The organism is Ruegeria sp. CDSC081 (assembly GCF_059610485.1).
In genome coordinates, this window is record NZ_JBXWNS010000001.1 from 517,778 (window position 1) to 533,661 (window position 15,884).

At 57.4% G+C, this 15,884-nt stretch carries 14 protein-coding genes and 1 riboswitch; of the genes, 5 read left to right on the plus strand and 9 right to left on the minus strand.

Going from position 1 to position 15,884, the window contains the following annotated elements; all coding sequences use genetic code 11:
• Window positions 1-9 precede the first annotated feature (9 nt).
• Together gltS and AC2FH9_RS02585 are read right to left on the minus strand one after the other, a co-directional pair.
• Window positions 10-1,212, minus strand: coding sequence for a sodium/glutamate symporter (gene gltS / locus AC2FH9_RS02580; RefSeq protein WP_496700704.1), 1,203 nt, complete (start codon window positions 1,210-1,212; stop codon window positions 10-12).
• The gene (locus AC2FH9_RS02585; protein WP_496749134.1) at window positions 1,209-1,736 is read right to left on the minus strand and encodes a DUF6446 family protein; all 528 of its coding nucleotides are present in this window, start codon (window positions 1,734-1,736) and stop codon (window positions 1,209-1,211) included. Before AC2FH9_RS02585 ends, gltS begins: the two co-directional genes overlap by 4 nt.
• Window positions 1,737-1,828: 92 nt before the next feature.
• Here AC2FH9_RS02585 and AC2FH9_RS02590 point away from each other — a divergent pair, with 92 nt between their 5' ends.
• Complete coding sequence (locus AC2FH9_RS02590) at window positions 1,829-2,461, plus strand: MarC family protein (protein WP_496870662.1); 633 nt, start codon at window positions 1,829-1,831, stop codon at window positions 2,459-2,461.
• 8 nt (window positions 2,462-2,469) lie between these two features.
• On the opposite strand, the gene AC2FH9_RS02595 is transcribed toward AC2FH9_RS02590, so the two are convergent.
• Window positions 2,470-3,399, minus strand: a complete 930-nt coding sequence (locus tag AC2FH9_RS02595; protein WP_496690759.1) for a glycine--tRNA ligase subunit alpha — start codon at window positions 3,397-3,399, stop codon at window positions 2,470-2,472.
• Window positions 3,400-3,603: 204 nt separating this feature from the next.
• Here AC2FH9_RS02595 and AC2FH9_RS02600 point away from each other — a divergent pair, with 204 nt between their 5' ends.
• Window positions 3,604-5,340 carry a serine protease gene (locus tag AC2FH9_RS02600; protein ID WP_496870664.1) on the plus strand — a complete coding sequence of 579 codons (1,737 nt, stop codon included), beginning with the start codon at window positions 3,604-3,606 and terminating at the stop codon, window positions 5,338-5,340.
• Between the two features lie 45 nt (window positions 5,341-5,385).
• Here AC2FH9_RS02600 and AC2FH9_RS02605 read toward each other — a convergent pair whose 3' ends face one another.
• The 5 genes from AC2FH9_RS02605 to metZ all read right to left on the minus strand — a co-directional run bounded on the left by AC2FH9_RS02605 (window position 5,386) and on the right by metZ (window position 11,970).
• Window positions 5,386-6,969, minus strand: a complete 1,584-nt coding sequence (locus tag AC2FH9_RS02605; protein ID WP_496693309.1) for a thiamine pyrophosphate-binding protein — start codon at window positions 6,967-6,969, stop codon at window positions 5,386-5,388.
• Entirely contained in the window at window positions 6,969-8,417 is a 1,449-nt protein-coding gene (locus AC2FH9_RS02610) for a TrkH family potassium uptake protein (RefSeq protein ID WP_142634535.1), read from the minus strand. The genes AC2FH9_RS02605 and AC2FH9_RS02610 overlap by 1 nt, the downstream gene beginning before the upstream one ends.
• A gap of 50 nt (window positions 8,418-8,467) precedes the next feature.
• On the minus strand, window positions 8,468-9,229 hold the full coding sequence (locus AC2FH9_RS02615; RefSeq protein WP_496870665.1) for a hypothetical protein: 762 nt from the start codon (window positions 9,227-9,229) through the stop codon (window positions 8,468-8,470).
• A gap of 275 nt (window positions 9,230-9,504) precedes the next feature.
• On the minus strand, window positions 9,505-10,608 hold the full coding sequence (gene folE2 / locus AC2FH9_RS02620; RefSeq protein WP_142634540.1) for a GTP cyclohydrolase FolE2: 1,104 nt from the start codon (window positions 10,606-10,608) through the stop codon (window positions 9,505-9,507).
• A gap of 171 nt (window positions 10,609-10,779) precedes the next feature.
• Window positions 10,780-11,970, minus strand: a complete 1,191-nt coding sequence (gene metZ, locus AC2FH9_RS02625) for an O-succinylhomoserine sulfhydrylase (RefSeq protein WP_496870667.1) — start codon at window positions 11,968-11,970, stop codon at window positions 10,780-10,782.
• A 62-nt stretch (window positions 11,971-12,032) separates the two neighbouring features.
• Window positions 12,033-12,110: riboswitch (SAM riboswitch) on the minus strand.
• Between the two features lie 132 nt (window positions 12,111-12,242).
• Between metZ and AC2FH9_RS02630 the strand changes: the two genes are divergently transcribed.
• The 3 genes from AC2FH9_RS02630 (at window position 12,243) to AC2FH9_RS02640 (ending at window position 14,487) form a co-directional block, all read left to right on the plus strand.
• Entirely contained in the window at window positions 12,243-13,178 is a 936-nt protein-coding gene (locus AC2FH9_RS02630; protein ID WP_496870669.1) for an alpha/beta hydrolase, read from the plus strand.
• 230 nt (window positions 13,179-13,408) lie between these two features.
• Window positions 13,409-13,732, plus strand: coding sequence for a 2Fe-2S iron-sulfur cluster-binding protein (locus tag AC2FH9_RS02635; RefSeq protein WP_142634548.1), 324 nt, complete (start codon window positions 13,409-13,411; stop codon window positions 13,730-13,732).
• Window positions 13,732-14,487 (plus strand): FG-GAP repeat domain-containing protein, encoded by a 756-nt coding sequence (locus AC2FH9_RS02640; RefSeq protein ID WP_496690765.1) that lies wholly within the window; start codon window positions 13,732-13,734, stop codon window positions 14,485-14,487. Before AC2FH9_RS02635 ends, AC2FH9_RS02640 begins: the two co-directional genes overlap by 1 nt.
• Before the next feature lie 86 nt (window positions 14,488-14,573).
• Here the strand turns inward: AC2FH9_RS02640 and purD are convergent, their stop codons facing one another.
• On the minus strand, window positions 14,574-15,836 hold the full coding sequence (purD, locus tag AC2FH9_RS02645) for a phosphoribosylamine--glycine ligase (RefSeq protein ID WP_496751366.1): 1,263 nt from the start codon (window positions 15,834-15,836) through the stop codon (window positions 14,574-14,576).
• Window positions 15,837-15,884: the final 48 nt, after the last annotated feature.

Here is a 15,884-nt window from a genome sequence, read left to right on the forward strand (position 1 = left end):
AGTCAGTCCTTAGAAATTGACGATCGTCTGGATGACGATGGCATTAGCGATATCCACAAAAAATGCGGATACAAGGGGCAGTACGATAAAGGCAATAGGGGACGGGCCATATCGCTTGGTTACAGCGGTCATATTGGCAATGGCGGTGGGGGTCGCGCCCAGCGCAAACCCACCGAAGCCTGCGGCCAGAACCGCGGCGCGATATCCCGACCCCATCACCGGAAACAACACGTAGATAACGAAGATTACCGTAAAGGCGGTTTGTGCCGCCAGTACGACCAAAATGGTCACACCAAGTTCCGCAATCGTCCACAACTGCAGGCTCATCAGCGACATGGCCAGAAAGGTACCCAACGCAAGCTCTGAAACCAGCCCAAGCGCGGATGTGCGGCTGACGGGAACTGCATTTGGCCGCAACCAGCTGCGCAGGTTGCCGATCAAAATGGCAATGATCAGACAAGGTACAAACAGGGGAAGTTTCAGGCCGGCCTCTGCGATCAGGACATTCACGCCATAGCCAATGATAATGGCAAGATGGAGGTACAGCATGACCCGCATCAGACCAAGCGGCGTAATATCAGGATAACGCTGTTCTTCGGTTGCGACACCAACTGTCAGTTCTTCATTGGGGCGGTCGGGGGTCAGAGTATAGCGTTCGACAAGATACTTGGCCACAGGACCACCAACCACCGCGGCCAACACCAGGCCCAATGTCGCCACTGCGACCCCCAACTCGGTCGCGCCTTCCAACCCAGTTACGGCACCAACGTCCGGCGCCCATGCGATGGCGGTTCCATGCCCGCCGATCAGTGCAGCTGATCCGAATAACACTCCGGATTGGGCAGGAAAACCAAATGCAACCGCCCCGACCGCACCAATGCCGTTTTGCATGATGATGGTGATCAATGTCAGAACCAACAGCAAGAACAGAGGTTTGCCGCCGGTAAGCAGATCCAAGAACCGGGCATTCAGGCCGATTGCCGCAAAAAACAGCACTAGCATATAGTCCCGCGTGGCCATCTCAAAATCGAATGAGATGCCTGTGGCCATGTATAATCCCAACATCACCAGCGCTGCGACCAACCCGCCGCTGACCGGTTCGGGTATGTTGAAGCGCTGAAGCAGCTTCACCTGCGTGTTCAACTCCGCCCCCAAAAGATAGACAGCTAGCCCCAACGTGGCGGCGATCATATCCGGGATGAGATAAGTCATTGCCCCGTTTCCGGTTGCTGCGGGCATTCCTCTCCGACGACCGTGCCGTCATAGGCCTTTTCCCCGCAGTTGTTCAGCGCGTGCCAAACATAGCCTTTTCCATCCTGGGTTACAGCGACGATCCGGTCCACGCCAAAGTGTATATTCTTAGCCCCGATAAAGGCCTGCGCCTGACCGGTCTGCAACGCGTTGGCAATCTTTATGGCATCGTAGCACTCAAACCATCCGGGCGCCGTCAACGGTTCGGGGTCATTGGCGGTCTGATAACCAGCCAGATCTGCTGGCGTCAGGTCAGTTTCAAAGCAGGCGCGGTATCGAATCGGAGAGCTGTCCGCATCAATCGCCTGAAAGTCCGTATAGGCGATGGTCTCGGGCTCATCTGCGCCGATTGCAAGCAAACGGACATCCTGTCCTGGCTTTGAGACCACTTCATAATAAAAGCCGTAAACTTGCAGATAGTACATGGCCCCACCAGCCAGAACAGCCGACCCAAGAAGGAGAATAGCAAGTAGTTTTCCGGTCATCGTTCGAGCATCCTATTCACGTGGCCTCTTTCATTGAGGTCGAAAATGGGCCAGTTTCCAACCTGATACAGGCTGACATTAGGGTAATGAAAATGGACACGACTCTCGCCGCAGGTTTTTTCGGCGCGCTTTTTGCGATCATGAACCCGATCACCAACTTGCCCGTTTTTCTGAGCGTGACTGATGGTCTGCCCCCCGCAGATCAACGCAAGGTTGCGGTGAAAACCGTCACCTACTGTCTGATCCTGGGCGGTGCTTTTGCAGCCATTGGCAGCAAGACATTGGGACTGTTCGGCATCAGCGTCAATGATCTGCGCGTTGCCGGCGGTCTTGTTGTCCTGATGATCGGCCTGAACATGCTGAGCGGCACCGAGAGCACGGCGCATCACGGAACCGAAGGCGAAAAGAAATCTTATCCCGAGCCCGACACCGTCGCCTTTTATCCGTTGGCCTTTCCCATCCTCGTTGGGCCTGGCACAATCACAACGTTGATCCTCTATGCACATCAAATGTCCAAACCTATGGAAGTCATACTCTATGCGGGCGTTTTTCTGGCAGTGCTGTTTTTGCTGTTCGTCACATTCTGGAACGCCGCGGCGCTGTCCAAGCGGCTTTCGGACAACGCTCGGGTGATCATGAGCCGCTTTATGGGTATGATCCTGTCTGCCATCGCAATCAGCATGATCGCGGACGGACTTAAAGTTCTGCTTCCCGGTTTGGCGTAACTGCCGCATCAGACCTCGTACCCGGCGGCATCGGTCTGAACGAAGGCGTCGGCGCATTGCTTTGCCAAGGTCCGCACGCGCCCAATATAGGCCTGCCGTTCCGTCACCGAGATCACGCCACGCGCATCCAACAGGTTAAAGATATGTGATGCCTTGATGCACTGATCATAGGCCGGGTGCGCCATTACGATACGCTTACCGGTTTTTGGATCGTCATGCTCTTGCGCCAGAATATTGGCGCATTCGGATTCGGCCTCTTCGAAATGGCGCAGTAGGACTTCGGTGTTGGCCACGTCAAAGTTCCAGCGGGCATATTCTTCTTCGGTCTGCTTGAATATGTCACCATAGGTCAGCGGGCTGGGTGACTGCGGATCGTTGAAGGGCATGTCCATCACGTGATCAACACCCAGCACATACATCGCCAGCCGCTCCAACCCATAGGTCAATTCACCTGAAACCGGCGCGCAGTCATGGCCTCCGACCTGTTGGAAATAGGTGAACTGGCTGACTTCCATGCCGTCGCACCAGACCTCCCAGCCCAGGCCCCAGGCGCCCAGGGTTGGGCTTTCCCAGTCATCCTCGACAAACCGGATGTCATGCAGGTCCATGTCGATGCCGATTGCCTCAAGGCTGCCCAGATACAACGCCTGCAGGTCCGGCGGGCTAGGCTTGATCAACACCTGATACTGGTAATAGTGCTGCAAGCGATTGGGGTTCTCGCCATAACGCCCATCTGTTGGGCGGCGCGAGGGCTGCACATAAGCTGCGGCCCAGGACTTGGACCCCAAAGCGCGCAAAGTAGTCGCTGGATGGAATGTCCCTGCCCCGACCTCCATGTCATAGGGCTGCAGAATGGCGCAGCCTTTTGACGCCCAATAGGTCTGAAGGCGCAGGATGATCTCCTGAAAAGAGCGAGGTGCGTTGGACTTAACGGTCATCACATTCCCTTTGGACGCCATTGCGCCCTGTTCCGGTGGGTTTTGCCCTTCCTATGCAAGGGGCCAAGGGGCGTCAACGGGACAGTGTGCCCGGGAAGCCACTGAGCGGCCAAACTGGAAATTCCCCGTATTCCAGGCATGGTGTTTCAACCCGCATATCGCGTACTCTTCATCGCAGAAAAACACCGCGGACACAGGCACACAATGAGACGCATACTAACGGTAATTTCAGTTCTTTTTCTTTTCGGCGTGCGGGCATCATTTGCGCAGCAAGACGGAGGTGTTTGGGTCCAGGTCGAGGCGCAGCCTTCGCTGCGTGAAGCCCAGGAACGCGCACAAGCCTATTCTGGCGCGTTGCCAGACGTGAATGGATTTCGCCTGAATTCGGGCTGGTATGCCATTGTGATCGGCCCGTATCTGCGCGGCGATGCCGAGCAAGTTCTGCGGGTGTACCGCGCAGAGGGGCAAATTCCAGCCGACAGCTTTATCGCCTTCTCGAACACACTGGGGCAGCAGTTCTGGCCGGTCAGTGCGAATACTCAGGACCAGGCCGCTGTGACAGCGCCGGTCGCATCTGAACCGGAACAACCAGTGGCCGAGGCAACCCCGCAAATTGCCGATGAAACCCGATCACAGGCACTGCAAAGCGAACGATTGCTGAGCGCGCAGGAGCGTATGGGCCTTCAAACCGCACTTCAGGCAGCCGGTTTCTACAATTCGACGATTGACGGTGCCTTTGGTCAGGGGACACGCCGCTCGATGGGCGACTGGCAAAGTTTCAACGGATACGAGGCGACCGGGGTTCTGACGACGGCACAGCGCAAGGCCCTGATGGATGACTATAACGCGCCACTAATCAGCGCCGGAATGCAGCGCTACACAGACCCACAGGCAGGTATCGAGATGGCCATGCCGCTGGGTGTGGTTGCATTCGACCGTTACGAGGCCCCCTTCGTGCATTTCAACGGCTCGACCGACCTGAATGCTCAGGCCCTGCTGATCAGTCAGGATGGCACCAAAGCAACCCTGCGGGCCCTTTTTGAAGTCATGCAGTCGCTGGAAATCGTTCCGCTTGAAGGCCCTCGCCAGCTGCGCGGTGACAGCTTTACGCTGGAAGGTCGCGGCAATGACATTGTATCCTATACCGAGGCCAAGCTGAAAGATGGTCAGATTAAAGGTTTTACCCTGGTCTGGCCCGAAGGGGACGAGGCGCGCCGTACCCGCGTTCTTGCCGCCATGAAAGCGGGCTTTAGCACCACTGATGCGGTTCTTGACGCCGCCGCCGGATCGGACGCTGCGCAAAGCATTGATCTTGTATCCGGCCTGCAGGTTCGCAAACCGCGCCTGTCACGCTCGGGGTTCTTTGCGGATGCCAAAGGCACCGTCCTGACCGTGACCGAGGCGGCAGATAGCTGCTCGCGGATCACGCTGGACGGCGCGCACGAGCTTGAGGTCGCCTCGACCGATCCCAATATCGGCATCGCCGTTCTGCGGCCAAGCCGCGACCTTTCCCCGATCAGCGTGGCCGAGTTCAGCAGCACCAAGCCGCGGATTCAGTCCGAGGTTGCGGTCTCCGGATTCTCGTATCAGGGCGTTTTGGGCGGTCCGACGCTGTCATATGGGCAGATCGCCGACCTGCGCGGCCTGAACGGTGAGGATGGCGTGAAGCGTCTGGCGCTGGCCACCCAACCCGGCGATGCAGGAGGCCCCGTGTTTGACGGCAACGGTCAGGTGGTCGGGATGCTTTTGCCGACCCCGACGAATGGGCGGACCCTGCCCGCCTCGGTCAGCCTGTCTGCCAATACAGAGAGCCTGAACAAGGCGCTGAGCAAGGCTGGGCTGGCAGGTCAATCCAGCGCCACCGCCGCCACGCAGGTCTCACCCAATGAGCTTAGCCGCCGGGCAAATGGGATGACTGTTCTGGTACAATGCTGGGATTGAGTTCGTAAAATCGCGCATTAACGCCGCCCATCCGGGCGGCGTTTTTTATTCTGCGCGCCATATGTCCGGAGTGATCCGGATCAATGTCGGCCCCTTAGCGGAAAACGCTTTTCGCACCGCAGACTGCATGTCTTCCAGTGTTGAGGGCGCAGCAGACAAGGCGCCGAATGCCTCGGCCAGTTTGCAAAAGTCAGGGTTTCGCGCAACGACAGCATTCGGCGCGATCTGACTGCCCACCATGCTGTCTTCGATCTCTTTCAGCTTGCCATTGTCCCAAAGAATGATCGGCAGGGGCAAACCCAGCTCTACCGCCACGCCCAATTCCATCATCGTGTAGTGAAAGCCATAATCCCCAGCAATCACAGCAGTCGGCCTGCCCGGCCGCGCGATAGCGCCACCTATTCCAGCCGGCAACGCATAGCCCAGCGTGCCAAAGCCGTTCGGGTGGTGCCAATGATAGGGGAAAGGCATTTCCCACACCCCCTTGGCAACATAGGCGAACTGGGTCATGTCCGAATACACCATCACATCCGCTGGCATTGCCTTACGCAAGGCATCCAACACCGGGACAATACCGGGCCGTTCCGCATCAATCTCGGCGCGCCATTTACTGCGGGCTTCGGAGACCTCATCCGAGGACCAGCCATTTGCCGGTTTGACATGGTCAATAGACGCCCACATCGCGTGGGCAAAGCTTCCGCCATCCGCCTGCAACTTGACAGAGGCCCGATGATGGTCCGACAGGACCTGAGGGTCCAGATCAATGCGGATCATATTGGCCGTATGCCCCAGCGCATCGCGCCACAGATCGACCTCACCCAGCTCGGCTCCGACGACCACCACAAGATCGGCGGAGGCGATGATCCGGGCGCTTTCGGGACGAGACAAGGCAGCGCCAAAATCCAACGCATAATCCAACCCCACCATTCCACGCCCCGCATAGGTGGTGAAACAGGCCGCTCCGATCTGTGTCAGAATCTGCCGCCACAAGTTTGATCTTGCACCACCTCCCAGAACGAACAGCGGCCTGCGCGCAATGTTCAGCATCGACAAGACCGGAGCGACGTCCGGCGGCAGAGCCTTTGTCCGCAAACCCGGCTGGTTCGGGAATGGGGCTGGGTCAGCCTGTGCCTTAAGTTGCGAAATCGGCACCTGTATGTGCTTGGGTCTGGGGCGGCTCAACGCGAACTCTTCGAAAGCACGTTCAACCAGGCCATAGGCGGCCGAAGCTGTATTAGCCTGCAACGACCAATCCGCGACCGTTTCTCCGGCGGCACGTTGATCCTTCATCTGATGAAGCTGTCCCTGCAGCGCCTGATCATCATCAAGGCAGGAGGACAGCACCAGCATTGGCACCGAATCCGAATACCCCTGCCCCATGGGTGTCATGATGTTGCACAGCCCAGGCCCAGTGATCACATAGGCCACGCCAGGATTGCCGCTTGCGCGCGCATATCCGTCCGCCATGAAACCGGCCCCCTGCTCGTGCCGCGCAAGAACTTGGGTGATGCCGGCTTCTTCGATCCCGCGATACATCTCCTGATTATGGACGCCGGGGATACCAAAAATCACATCAACACCCCGATCCCGGAGCATGTGCGAGATTTGAGCGCCAAGTGGTCTTTTCATTAACTTCTCCAGAAATGGACTGTGAACAGCGCATAGACCGCGAGCAGTTCAAGCCGACCGACCAGCATCCCCGCAGATAGTAACCATTTGGCTGTATCGCTGAGCCCGCTGAAATTACCCGCTGGTCCGATCTGATCCCCAAGGCCCGGACCAACATTGGCCAACGCGGTTGCTGCACCCGAGACAGAGGTAATGAAATCCAGCCCGGTCAGCGCCAGCGCCCATGCCAGGAAACCCAAAGACAATACGAAGAACATGAAAAAGCTCATGACCGAAGTCAGGACATCCGTTCCGATGGGACGCCCATCATAGAGAGGCATGAACACCCCATGCGGTGAACGGATACGCCGGATTTGAGTTTTGATGGATGCAAACAGCAGTTGATAGCGGAAAATCTTGATCGAACAGGCAGTTGATCCCGCACACCCTCCTATCAGGCCAATCAGGAAGAACACCATGATCGGAAAACTGCCCCAACCCATGTAATCGACGCTGGCATAACCGGTACCTGAAATGATCGACGTGATGTTGAACAGCGATTCCCGCACCGCCTGTTCCCAGTGATGCGGAAAGACAGAGGTCAAAAACACCGCCATGACGGCTACAAGAATCAGGATCGTGGCCAAAAACGCCCGAATCTGACTGTCGCGGAACAGGGAGCCGGTGCTGCCATTGGCAAACTGAACATAACGCACAAATGGCAGGGCAGCGAGGATCATGAAAATCGACGCCGCATATTCCGCCGGACCCGAGAAGGTACCGAACGATGCATCATAGTTTGAAAACCCACCGGTCGAGATTGTTGTCATAGAATGAACCACGGCGTCAAAAAAGCTCATGCCAAGACCGGTGTAAACAAGCGCGCAGACCACGGTCAGGAACACGTAGATCAGGGAAATCTGGCCTGCGATTTCTTGCGCCCGCGGCAGGATCTTACCCATGGTTTCGAAACCTTCCGAACGGAAGATCTGCATTCCTCCGACCCGAAGCTCGGGCAGAAAAACCATTGCAACAACGATGATCCCGATACCGCCCAGCCATTGCAGCACACCGCGCCACAAAAGCAACCCCTGCGGCAGACCGTCGAGCCCGGAAATCACGGTCGAGCCCGTGGTCGTAAGGCCAGACATGGCCTCGAAATAGGCATCGACAAAGCGCAACTCGGTTTCCCCGAACAGGAAAGGAATTGCCCCAAATAAAGGCAAAGCCACCCAAACGCCGGTCGTGAGCAGAAAGGTCTGACGGATCGTCAACCCTTCGCCAACGCCATTTGAGCAGCTCATAGAAAGGACAGCGCCGGTCAGAATGGTAATAACGCTGCTTTCAAGGAAAACATGCCATTCGCCGCGACCCTCGATAAGGTCCGCAAGCATGGGCAACATCATGGTCGCCCCAAGAATGGCGACCAACAGGCCAATCACATATCCTACCGGGCGCATGTCCGTCATGAGGCGCAGCGTTGGCGCGCCTGCACGACTGTGTCAAGCGGATGTCCCGATTACTTTTCGGTTTTGCCGCTCGAGACGGGCATCACGGGCGGTTTCGAAGGCGCGCGTGACCGGCGTGCAGCTGCCGCCTGTCCCGCCTGAGTCTTCGACGCGGCCGGATTTGCGGGTGCAGGTTTGGCTGTTGCGACCCGATCTGCCTTCACCTTGGACGCTACGGGTTTAACAGCTGCGGTTTTTGCAACAGCAGCGTCGATCGCAGCGGCGGGAGCAGCAGATTTTACCACTGCAGGCCTAACTGCAGCAGGTTTAGCGGCTTCTACTTTGGGCGTTTCAGATTTGACAGTTACGGTTTTGGTAACAGCAGGCTTTGCCGTAGCGGCTTTGGGGGCAGCGGGCTTAGCTGCGACTTTTGGGGCTGCGGCTTTTGCTACTGCAGGTTCTGCCGCGGATTTGGTCTGTGCCTTTTTCGCACCCCCCGACGCTCTGGCTTTTGTCACAGGTTTCGCCAGGGCGGGCTTGGGCGATTCGGCCTTTGCCTTGACTTCTGCCTTTTTCTGGACGGCCACTTTGACCTTTGCCGCAGGTTGCGGATCAGCATTGACCACAGGCATCGCCTGAGATTTGAACTCAGGTGCCTTCACGTCAGCAACAGTCTTTTCGGAGGCGACACGCAGGGCCTGAACCTGGGAGAAGGGCAGTTCAATCGCAGAGTTGGTCAGAATTTGCATGATTTTCAAATGGTTGGTCATTGCCTCACCGGCAAATCGAATTGCTGCTGCCTGAAATTCAAATGGCTGGGTAAACGGGTTCATGAGGTTGTTCTCCTGTGAAAGTGATGCAACCCGCGAATGAGTAAAGAACCCTGCCCGCCCTGACTAAACGGGCGGATTACGTTGCCTTGCAGTCCTTGGCGTCGCACGTGCCGGCTTCCTGATTGAGTGAAATGATCACCAGAACAGTGACCACGAGATGGCTGCATTCAAGGATAGTTTACAGCAAGAACTTCGCGCTTGCAGCATTTATCGCTGCAATGCGGCGAAATTTCACCGTATCGGCACTTAATCAAGGTTTTACAAAAGTTTAGCGCCTATCCGACGTGAAACAATGTCGTAAACAGTCTCGGATCCAGGCTAGAGGACACAAAGGTCGGGCCCTCAGTCAGAACAGAAACGGCATCATGGCTGTGCAGGCTTTCTTGATGGCTGGCGATCACGCGGAAATCGCCGATATGATGGTCGGCCAAAAGTTCGGCACAAAACAGGCGTGCCGCGTCTTCGACAAAAATCGGGTTTGCGGCGTTCAGCTCGGCAAAGGCCTGCTCATCTTCACGTTTGACCATGACCTGCGTCTCGGTCGGCACCGCCCTGCGACACAGCGCAATCAGATCTTCGAACCAGAGGCAATCGGCATCGCAATCGACCGCAACCGATATCCGCGCAACCGAGCGCTGCGAATGCGGCGTCGCCAGTTGCCCTCGGGTAGACCGCGCATGCTCGCTGAGCTCCAGAGAACATGGGCACGTCGAGGAATACACATAATCCAGATGCATGATCTTTTGACGCACGCCATTCTGTTCGACCAGTTCCAGCGCGATATCGTAATATTGATAGCCTTCCAGACCCGAACGCAGGCTTTGAGTCCTGTCCGGGTAAGAGAACCGCATCTGGATACGTGCGTCAAAGCTGTCCAGATCGGTCATATAGTCGTTCAGCGCAGCCTCGATCACCTCAAAGCTGAACGTGCGCTCAGCATGTTTGTAGAACGAACGCATGATACGGGACATGTTGATGCCCTTCTTTTCCGCATCAAGGCTGACAGTGCCAGTCACTGAGGTCTCCAGCGTCAGGTCGTCGCCCTGCTTGCGGTGAAACCGGATCGGCAGGCGGAAATTCGATATGCCAACATGTTGAATCTGTTGCTTTGCCCCACGGATCAGGCTGGAAGGTCCATTCTGAAGGTCAGGCAACGAGGCGCGGTAGGCCTCATCCACAGCAAACCCCTCGGGGTAATGCCGCGACAGGGATGGGTAGTTGACCGGCAGGAGCCCCGGCACAAGGCGCGCGACAGCAGGATCAAGCTGACCGATTTCAGCCTCGGTCGCGTTCTCGGCCCATTTCCGCAGGGTTTTCAACGCTGCCGCGGCCTCATCATTGTTGGGGGCGTCATCAATGTCACGGGGATACACGTTCATCGATCAGGGCTCCTCGGGTTGGTCGCCGGACTATATATATGTTCGACGCGATTTCCAGTCTAATGGTATACGCGCCGAAACACAGCCCGGATCGAAACTTCGTGATGGGCGCACCATGCGCACAAGTCACAAACCGTTTTCGAACCATGCCTAACAGTCCAGCTGACGCCCCTATTGCTGAGAAACGTCCAATGCGCGTTTGATATCGGAAAGAAGATCATCGGCGTCTTCCAGACCTACCGAGAACCGGACGAGGCCCGGAGCAATGCCCAGCTCAACTTTTTGGTCGTCACTCAATCTTTGATGTGTGGTGGTTGCCGGGTGGGTGGCAATCGACTTGGCATCGCCCAGATTGTTCGAAATCACCGGAATCGTCAGGGCGTTAAGGAAGGAAAATGCCGCCTCTTTACCGCCCTTGATATCCAACGACAGCACTGTCCCGCCTTTGCCGCCAAGCTGCGTTTGTATCAGATCATTCTGCGCATGAGACTTCAGACCGGGGTAAAGCGTCCGCTCCAACGCCGGATGGCCCTCTAGCGCCTCGGCAATCCTCTGGGCGGTTTCGGCCTGTGCGTTGACCCGCAAGGCCATGGTCTCAAGCCCTTTCAACATGATCCACGCGTTGAAGGGGCTAAGCGCGCCTCCGGTGTGTTTCATATAGGGCTCGACCGTACCACGGATGAACTCTTTGGTGCCGATGATGACACCACCCAGGGCGCGGCCCTGCCCGTCAATATGCTTGGTCGCCGAGTAGACAACCACGTCAGCCCCCTGAGCGATCGCGCGCGAGAAAACTGGGGTCGAGAACACATTGTCCACGATGACCGTTGCACCAACCGCATGGGCCAGAAGGGAAACGGCTGAGATGTCGATGACCTCAAGCGTCGGGTTGGACATGGATTCGAAGAAAACCGCTTTGGTATCCGGGCGGATCGCAGCCTCCCATGCGTCAAGATCGGTACCGTCCACAAAGGTCACTTCAACCCCGAACCGGGTCAGCACGTTTTCCAGAATATACAGGCACGACCCGAACAGAGCCTTGGCAGAAACAACGTGGTCACCGGCTTGCAACATCGAAGTCAGTGCCGCATTCACCGCAGCCATTCCAGAGGCGGTGGCAAAAGCGTCTTCGCCCCCTTCCAGAGCCGCGATACGCTGTTCGAACATCGACACTGTGGGGTTGCCATAACGGGCATAGATGAACTCGTCCGGGCCGGTTTCGATGAACCGCGCCTCGGCCTGTTCGGCCGTATCATAGACAAATCCCTGGGTCAGAAAAATCGCCTCGCTCACTTCGTTGTATTGGCTGCGGCGGGTGCCGCCATGGACGGCTTGTGTGCGCTTGTTCCAGCTCTCGCTCATGTCATTCCTTTCAGCCCCTTGAGGGACGTAAACAAAAAACCCCAGACGCGGCCAAGCGAAAGGGGTCTTTCATCCTGACCTTTTAGCGGTGTTGTTTAGCGTGGCCCGCAATCCGGTAACAAATCGCCACGTGGTGATGCTGAATTACGCCGCGGCTGCAGCATCGTCAACCCCGCCCCCCGCAACGTCGCGCAGCTGTAACAATCCCTTCACCTAGGGGGCATAGGCTGTTGGGATATTGCCGCCACAACATCTTGTATGAGGCAGTGAGAATGCCAATAATCCGGATCAACGCGACCGGCGACACGCTTACGCTGCACAACAGCCCACAGTCCCCCTTCAGCCTGCTATGTCAGACCCGGCACATCCAAGGCCCGGTCATCCTCATGTCACATGGGTACAGATTCCGGCCAGGCCTGGCCACGGCCTGCCCGCACCAACATTTCTTGTCCCTGCCCCGGACATCCTCGCCAACATCTTTCTGCAGCTGGCCGCGGCAACTTGGTTTTGGCACTGGTTTGCAAACCGAGGGGCTGGGCATTGCCTTTGGCTGGAATGCACGGGGCCCGTTTTGGGGTGCCCTCCGCCGGGCGCACGAGGCCGGACGTGTTCTGGCCGAATTGATCCGGGAACTGCGCCATCTGAACCCGCAACGTCCGATCCACTTTATTGGCCACTCGGTGGGGACCGAATTGGCGCTTGAAGCCCTGCATCACATCCGGCCCGGATCCCTAAACCGCATCATCTCGTTGACCGGAGCCGCCTATCAGAGTCGCGCGTTAAGAGCGCTGGCCACTCCGGCGGGTAGACGGGCGGAATTCATTAATATTACGAGCCGCGAAAACGATCTGTTTGATTTTCTATACGAATGCCTGATCCCTCCGCCTGAACAAGGCGATCGCAGCATAGGCAGCGGCTTGACGGCCCCGAATGCAATAACGCTGCAACTGGATTGCCCGGACACGCTGAATCATCTGGCGCATCACGCTTTTGCGATCCATGCCTCCAGACGCAGGTTCAGCCATTGGTCCAGCTACACACGCCCCGGTGCGTTGCAAGTTTATCAGGCATTGTTACGTAACCCTAACGCCCTGAGCTTGGCGGTCCTGCGCAGTGGCATCCCACCCTTACCCCAGCGCCGATGGTCTCGGCTATTTGCATGGTCAGAACCCTTGGCTTTCAATTCTCTTTCCAGCAAAACCTCATGACCTCGGCAATCGGCGTATTATTGACCCTCGACCTCACAACGGGCAGCCGCTGACTGGCTATGCCAAATCCAGTCAGTAGCTGCGGGTAAAAATACAGCGAGCAGAAGAACGGGAGGGGAACAAAGGCCAAGAATTCCCAGACGCGGCACATCGAGTCGCAAATGAGGCTGGAAACACCTAAATGCCTTGACTAAGGAAGGATCTAACATCGCAAGAGGAAGACGCACGCAATGGCAAAGATCACTTATGTCGAGCATGGCGGTACCGAGCACACTGTCGAGGTCGCCAACGGACTAACCGTCATGGAAGGAGCCCGTGACAACAACATTCCCGGCATCGAAGCGGATTGCGGCGGCGCCTGTGCCTGTTCGACCTGCCATGTCTATATCCACCCCGACTGGGTTGAGAAAATTCCCGGCAAGGATGACATGGAAGAAGACATGTTGGACTTTGCCTATGAGCCCGACCCTGCCCGTTCGCGCCTGACCTGCCAGATCAAAGTCACAGACGAGATGGATGGCCTGATCGTTCAGATGCCGGAAAAACAGATCTGATGCCCTGCAAAGCGCCGCGCCTACCCTACCGAACTTGGCAGGGTCAGGCCCGCGGCGCAGCGCTGACGTTGTGCTTCTGGCTGACGGGCCATGCCCCGTTGGCACTGGCGGAGACCGTCTCAGCCGCTCGTTTCACCGAGCCGACAACACGTTACGCCCACGGAGTTCTGGGTGATAACATCGAATATGGCGCGTTAGAGCTGACTACCCAAAGCGGAAACGTGACCATCCGTCTTCCATCTGATCGCGTATTTGAAGATCTCGCTCCACGGCTTGTGGACGTAGATCAGGACGGGACCCCCGAGGCCATTGTCGTTGAATCTCAGGATCAAGCGGGCGCTCAGTTGGCCATCTATGATGCCAGAGGGGACAAAATCGCCGCAACTCCGCATATCGGTACCCGCTTTCGATGGCTTGCTCCGGTCGGGGCGGCGGATCTGGATGGGGATGGCAATATCGAGATCGCCTATATCGACCGCCCTCATCTGGCCAAGACATTGCGCATTTGGCGCTTTGTCGACGGCGAATTAATCCAGATTGCCGCTCTACCAAGGCTGACAAATCATCGGATCGGCGAAGATTTCATCACAGGGGGTCTGCGCGACTGTGGCAATGGCCCGGAACTGGTTGTCGCGTCTGCGGACTGGCGCGAAATTGTCAGCATCCGCTTTGACAATGGCTGGGTGCAGCATCTGGTCGCCCCCTTTAGCCCGAAAGCAATGACCTCTGCGCTTAACTGCGTACCCTCGCCCTGACTGCAGCCCGCGTCAGAGGGCTGCCCGGCCCAAGTCCATTGACGCTGCATCTCTGATGCAGTGGCTGGGCGCGGGAGCCGTCGCGATTAAAGCGCCCGCCATCCGATATCCCGGCGAAAGAACCCCTCTGGCCAGTTGATCCCGTCGATCAGCTCATAGGCGCGGTCACGCGCTTCCTGCAGGTTCCGTCCGCGTGCGGTGACATTCAATACCCGGCCACCACTAGAGACGATCTGACCGTCGGCTTCTTTGGTTCCTGCGTGAAACACCATATTACCGCTATCTTCAGATACGTCATCCAGCCCTTTGATCACGCTGCCTTTTTGGTAAGAGCCCGGATAACCATTTGCGGCCATGACTACCGTCAAGGCGTGATCATCCGCCCAGTTTACACGCGCCTCGGCCAACCGGCCTTCTGCTGCAGCGTGCATCAGGTCCATCGCCTGCGCGCCCAGGCGCATCATCAGCACCTGACATTCCGGGTCGCCGAAACGCACGTTATATTCAACCAACCGTGGCTGGCCGTCCTTGATCATCAAGCCAACATAAAGAACGCCCTGAAACGGCGTACCCCGCCGCTTCATCTCTGCCATGGTGGGGCGCACAATCTCGTTCATCGCGCGCTCTTCGATTACAGCGCTTAACACAGGAGCCGGAGAATACGCGCCCATGCCGCCGGTGTTCAGACCGGTATCGCCCTCGCCTACCCGTTTATGGTCTTGCGCCGTGCCAATGGACAGGATGCTTTCCCCGTCGCATAGCACGAACAGAGATGCCTCTTCACCTTCCATGAACTCTTCGACCACAACTTCGGCACCGGCACCACCAAAGGCTCCGCCAAACATGTCATCGATCGCATCCAAGGCCGTCGCTTCGTCCATCGCAACGATCACACCCTTGCCCGCGGCCAAGCCATCAGCCTTGACGACGATAGGTGCGCCCTTCTTTTTGATATAGGCTTTGGCTGGCTCGGCCTCGGTAAACCGGGCGTATCCTGCGGTTGGAGCATTGGCGGCGTCGCAGATCTCTTTAGTAAAGCTCTTGGACGCCTCGAGACGTGCGGCCTCTGCCGAGGGGCCAAAAACCAGCACACCGGCCTCGCGCAAACGATCCGCAACCCCCGCAGCCAATGGCGCCTCGGGGCCGACGATCACAAAGTCGATCGCGTTCTCATCCGCAAACCTGACCACCTCACCGCCGTTTTCGATATCCAGCGCTGCACATTCGGCAATCTGGGCGATCCCGGCATTGCCCGGCGCCACAATCAGGCGGTCGCATTTCGGGTTTTGCATCACCGCCCAGGCCAGGCTGTGTTCGCGCCCACCACTGCCGAGAATGAGGATGTTCATGACTGCTCTCCGATCTGCTTGGCCTCGCCTTCCGCGCGTTCTAAGCTG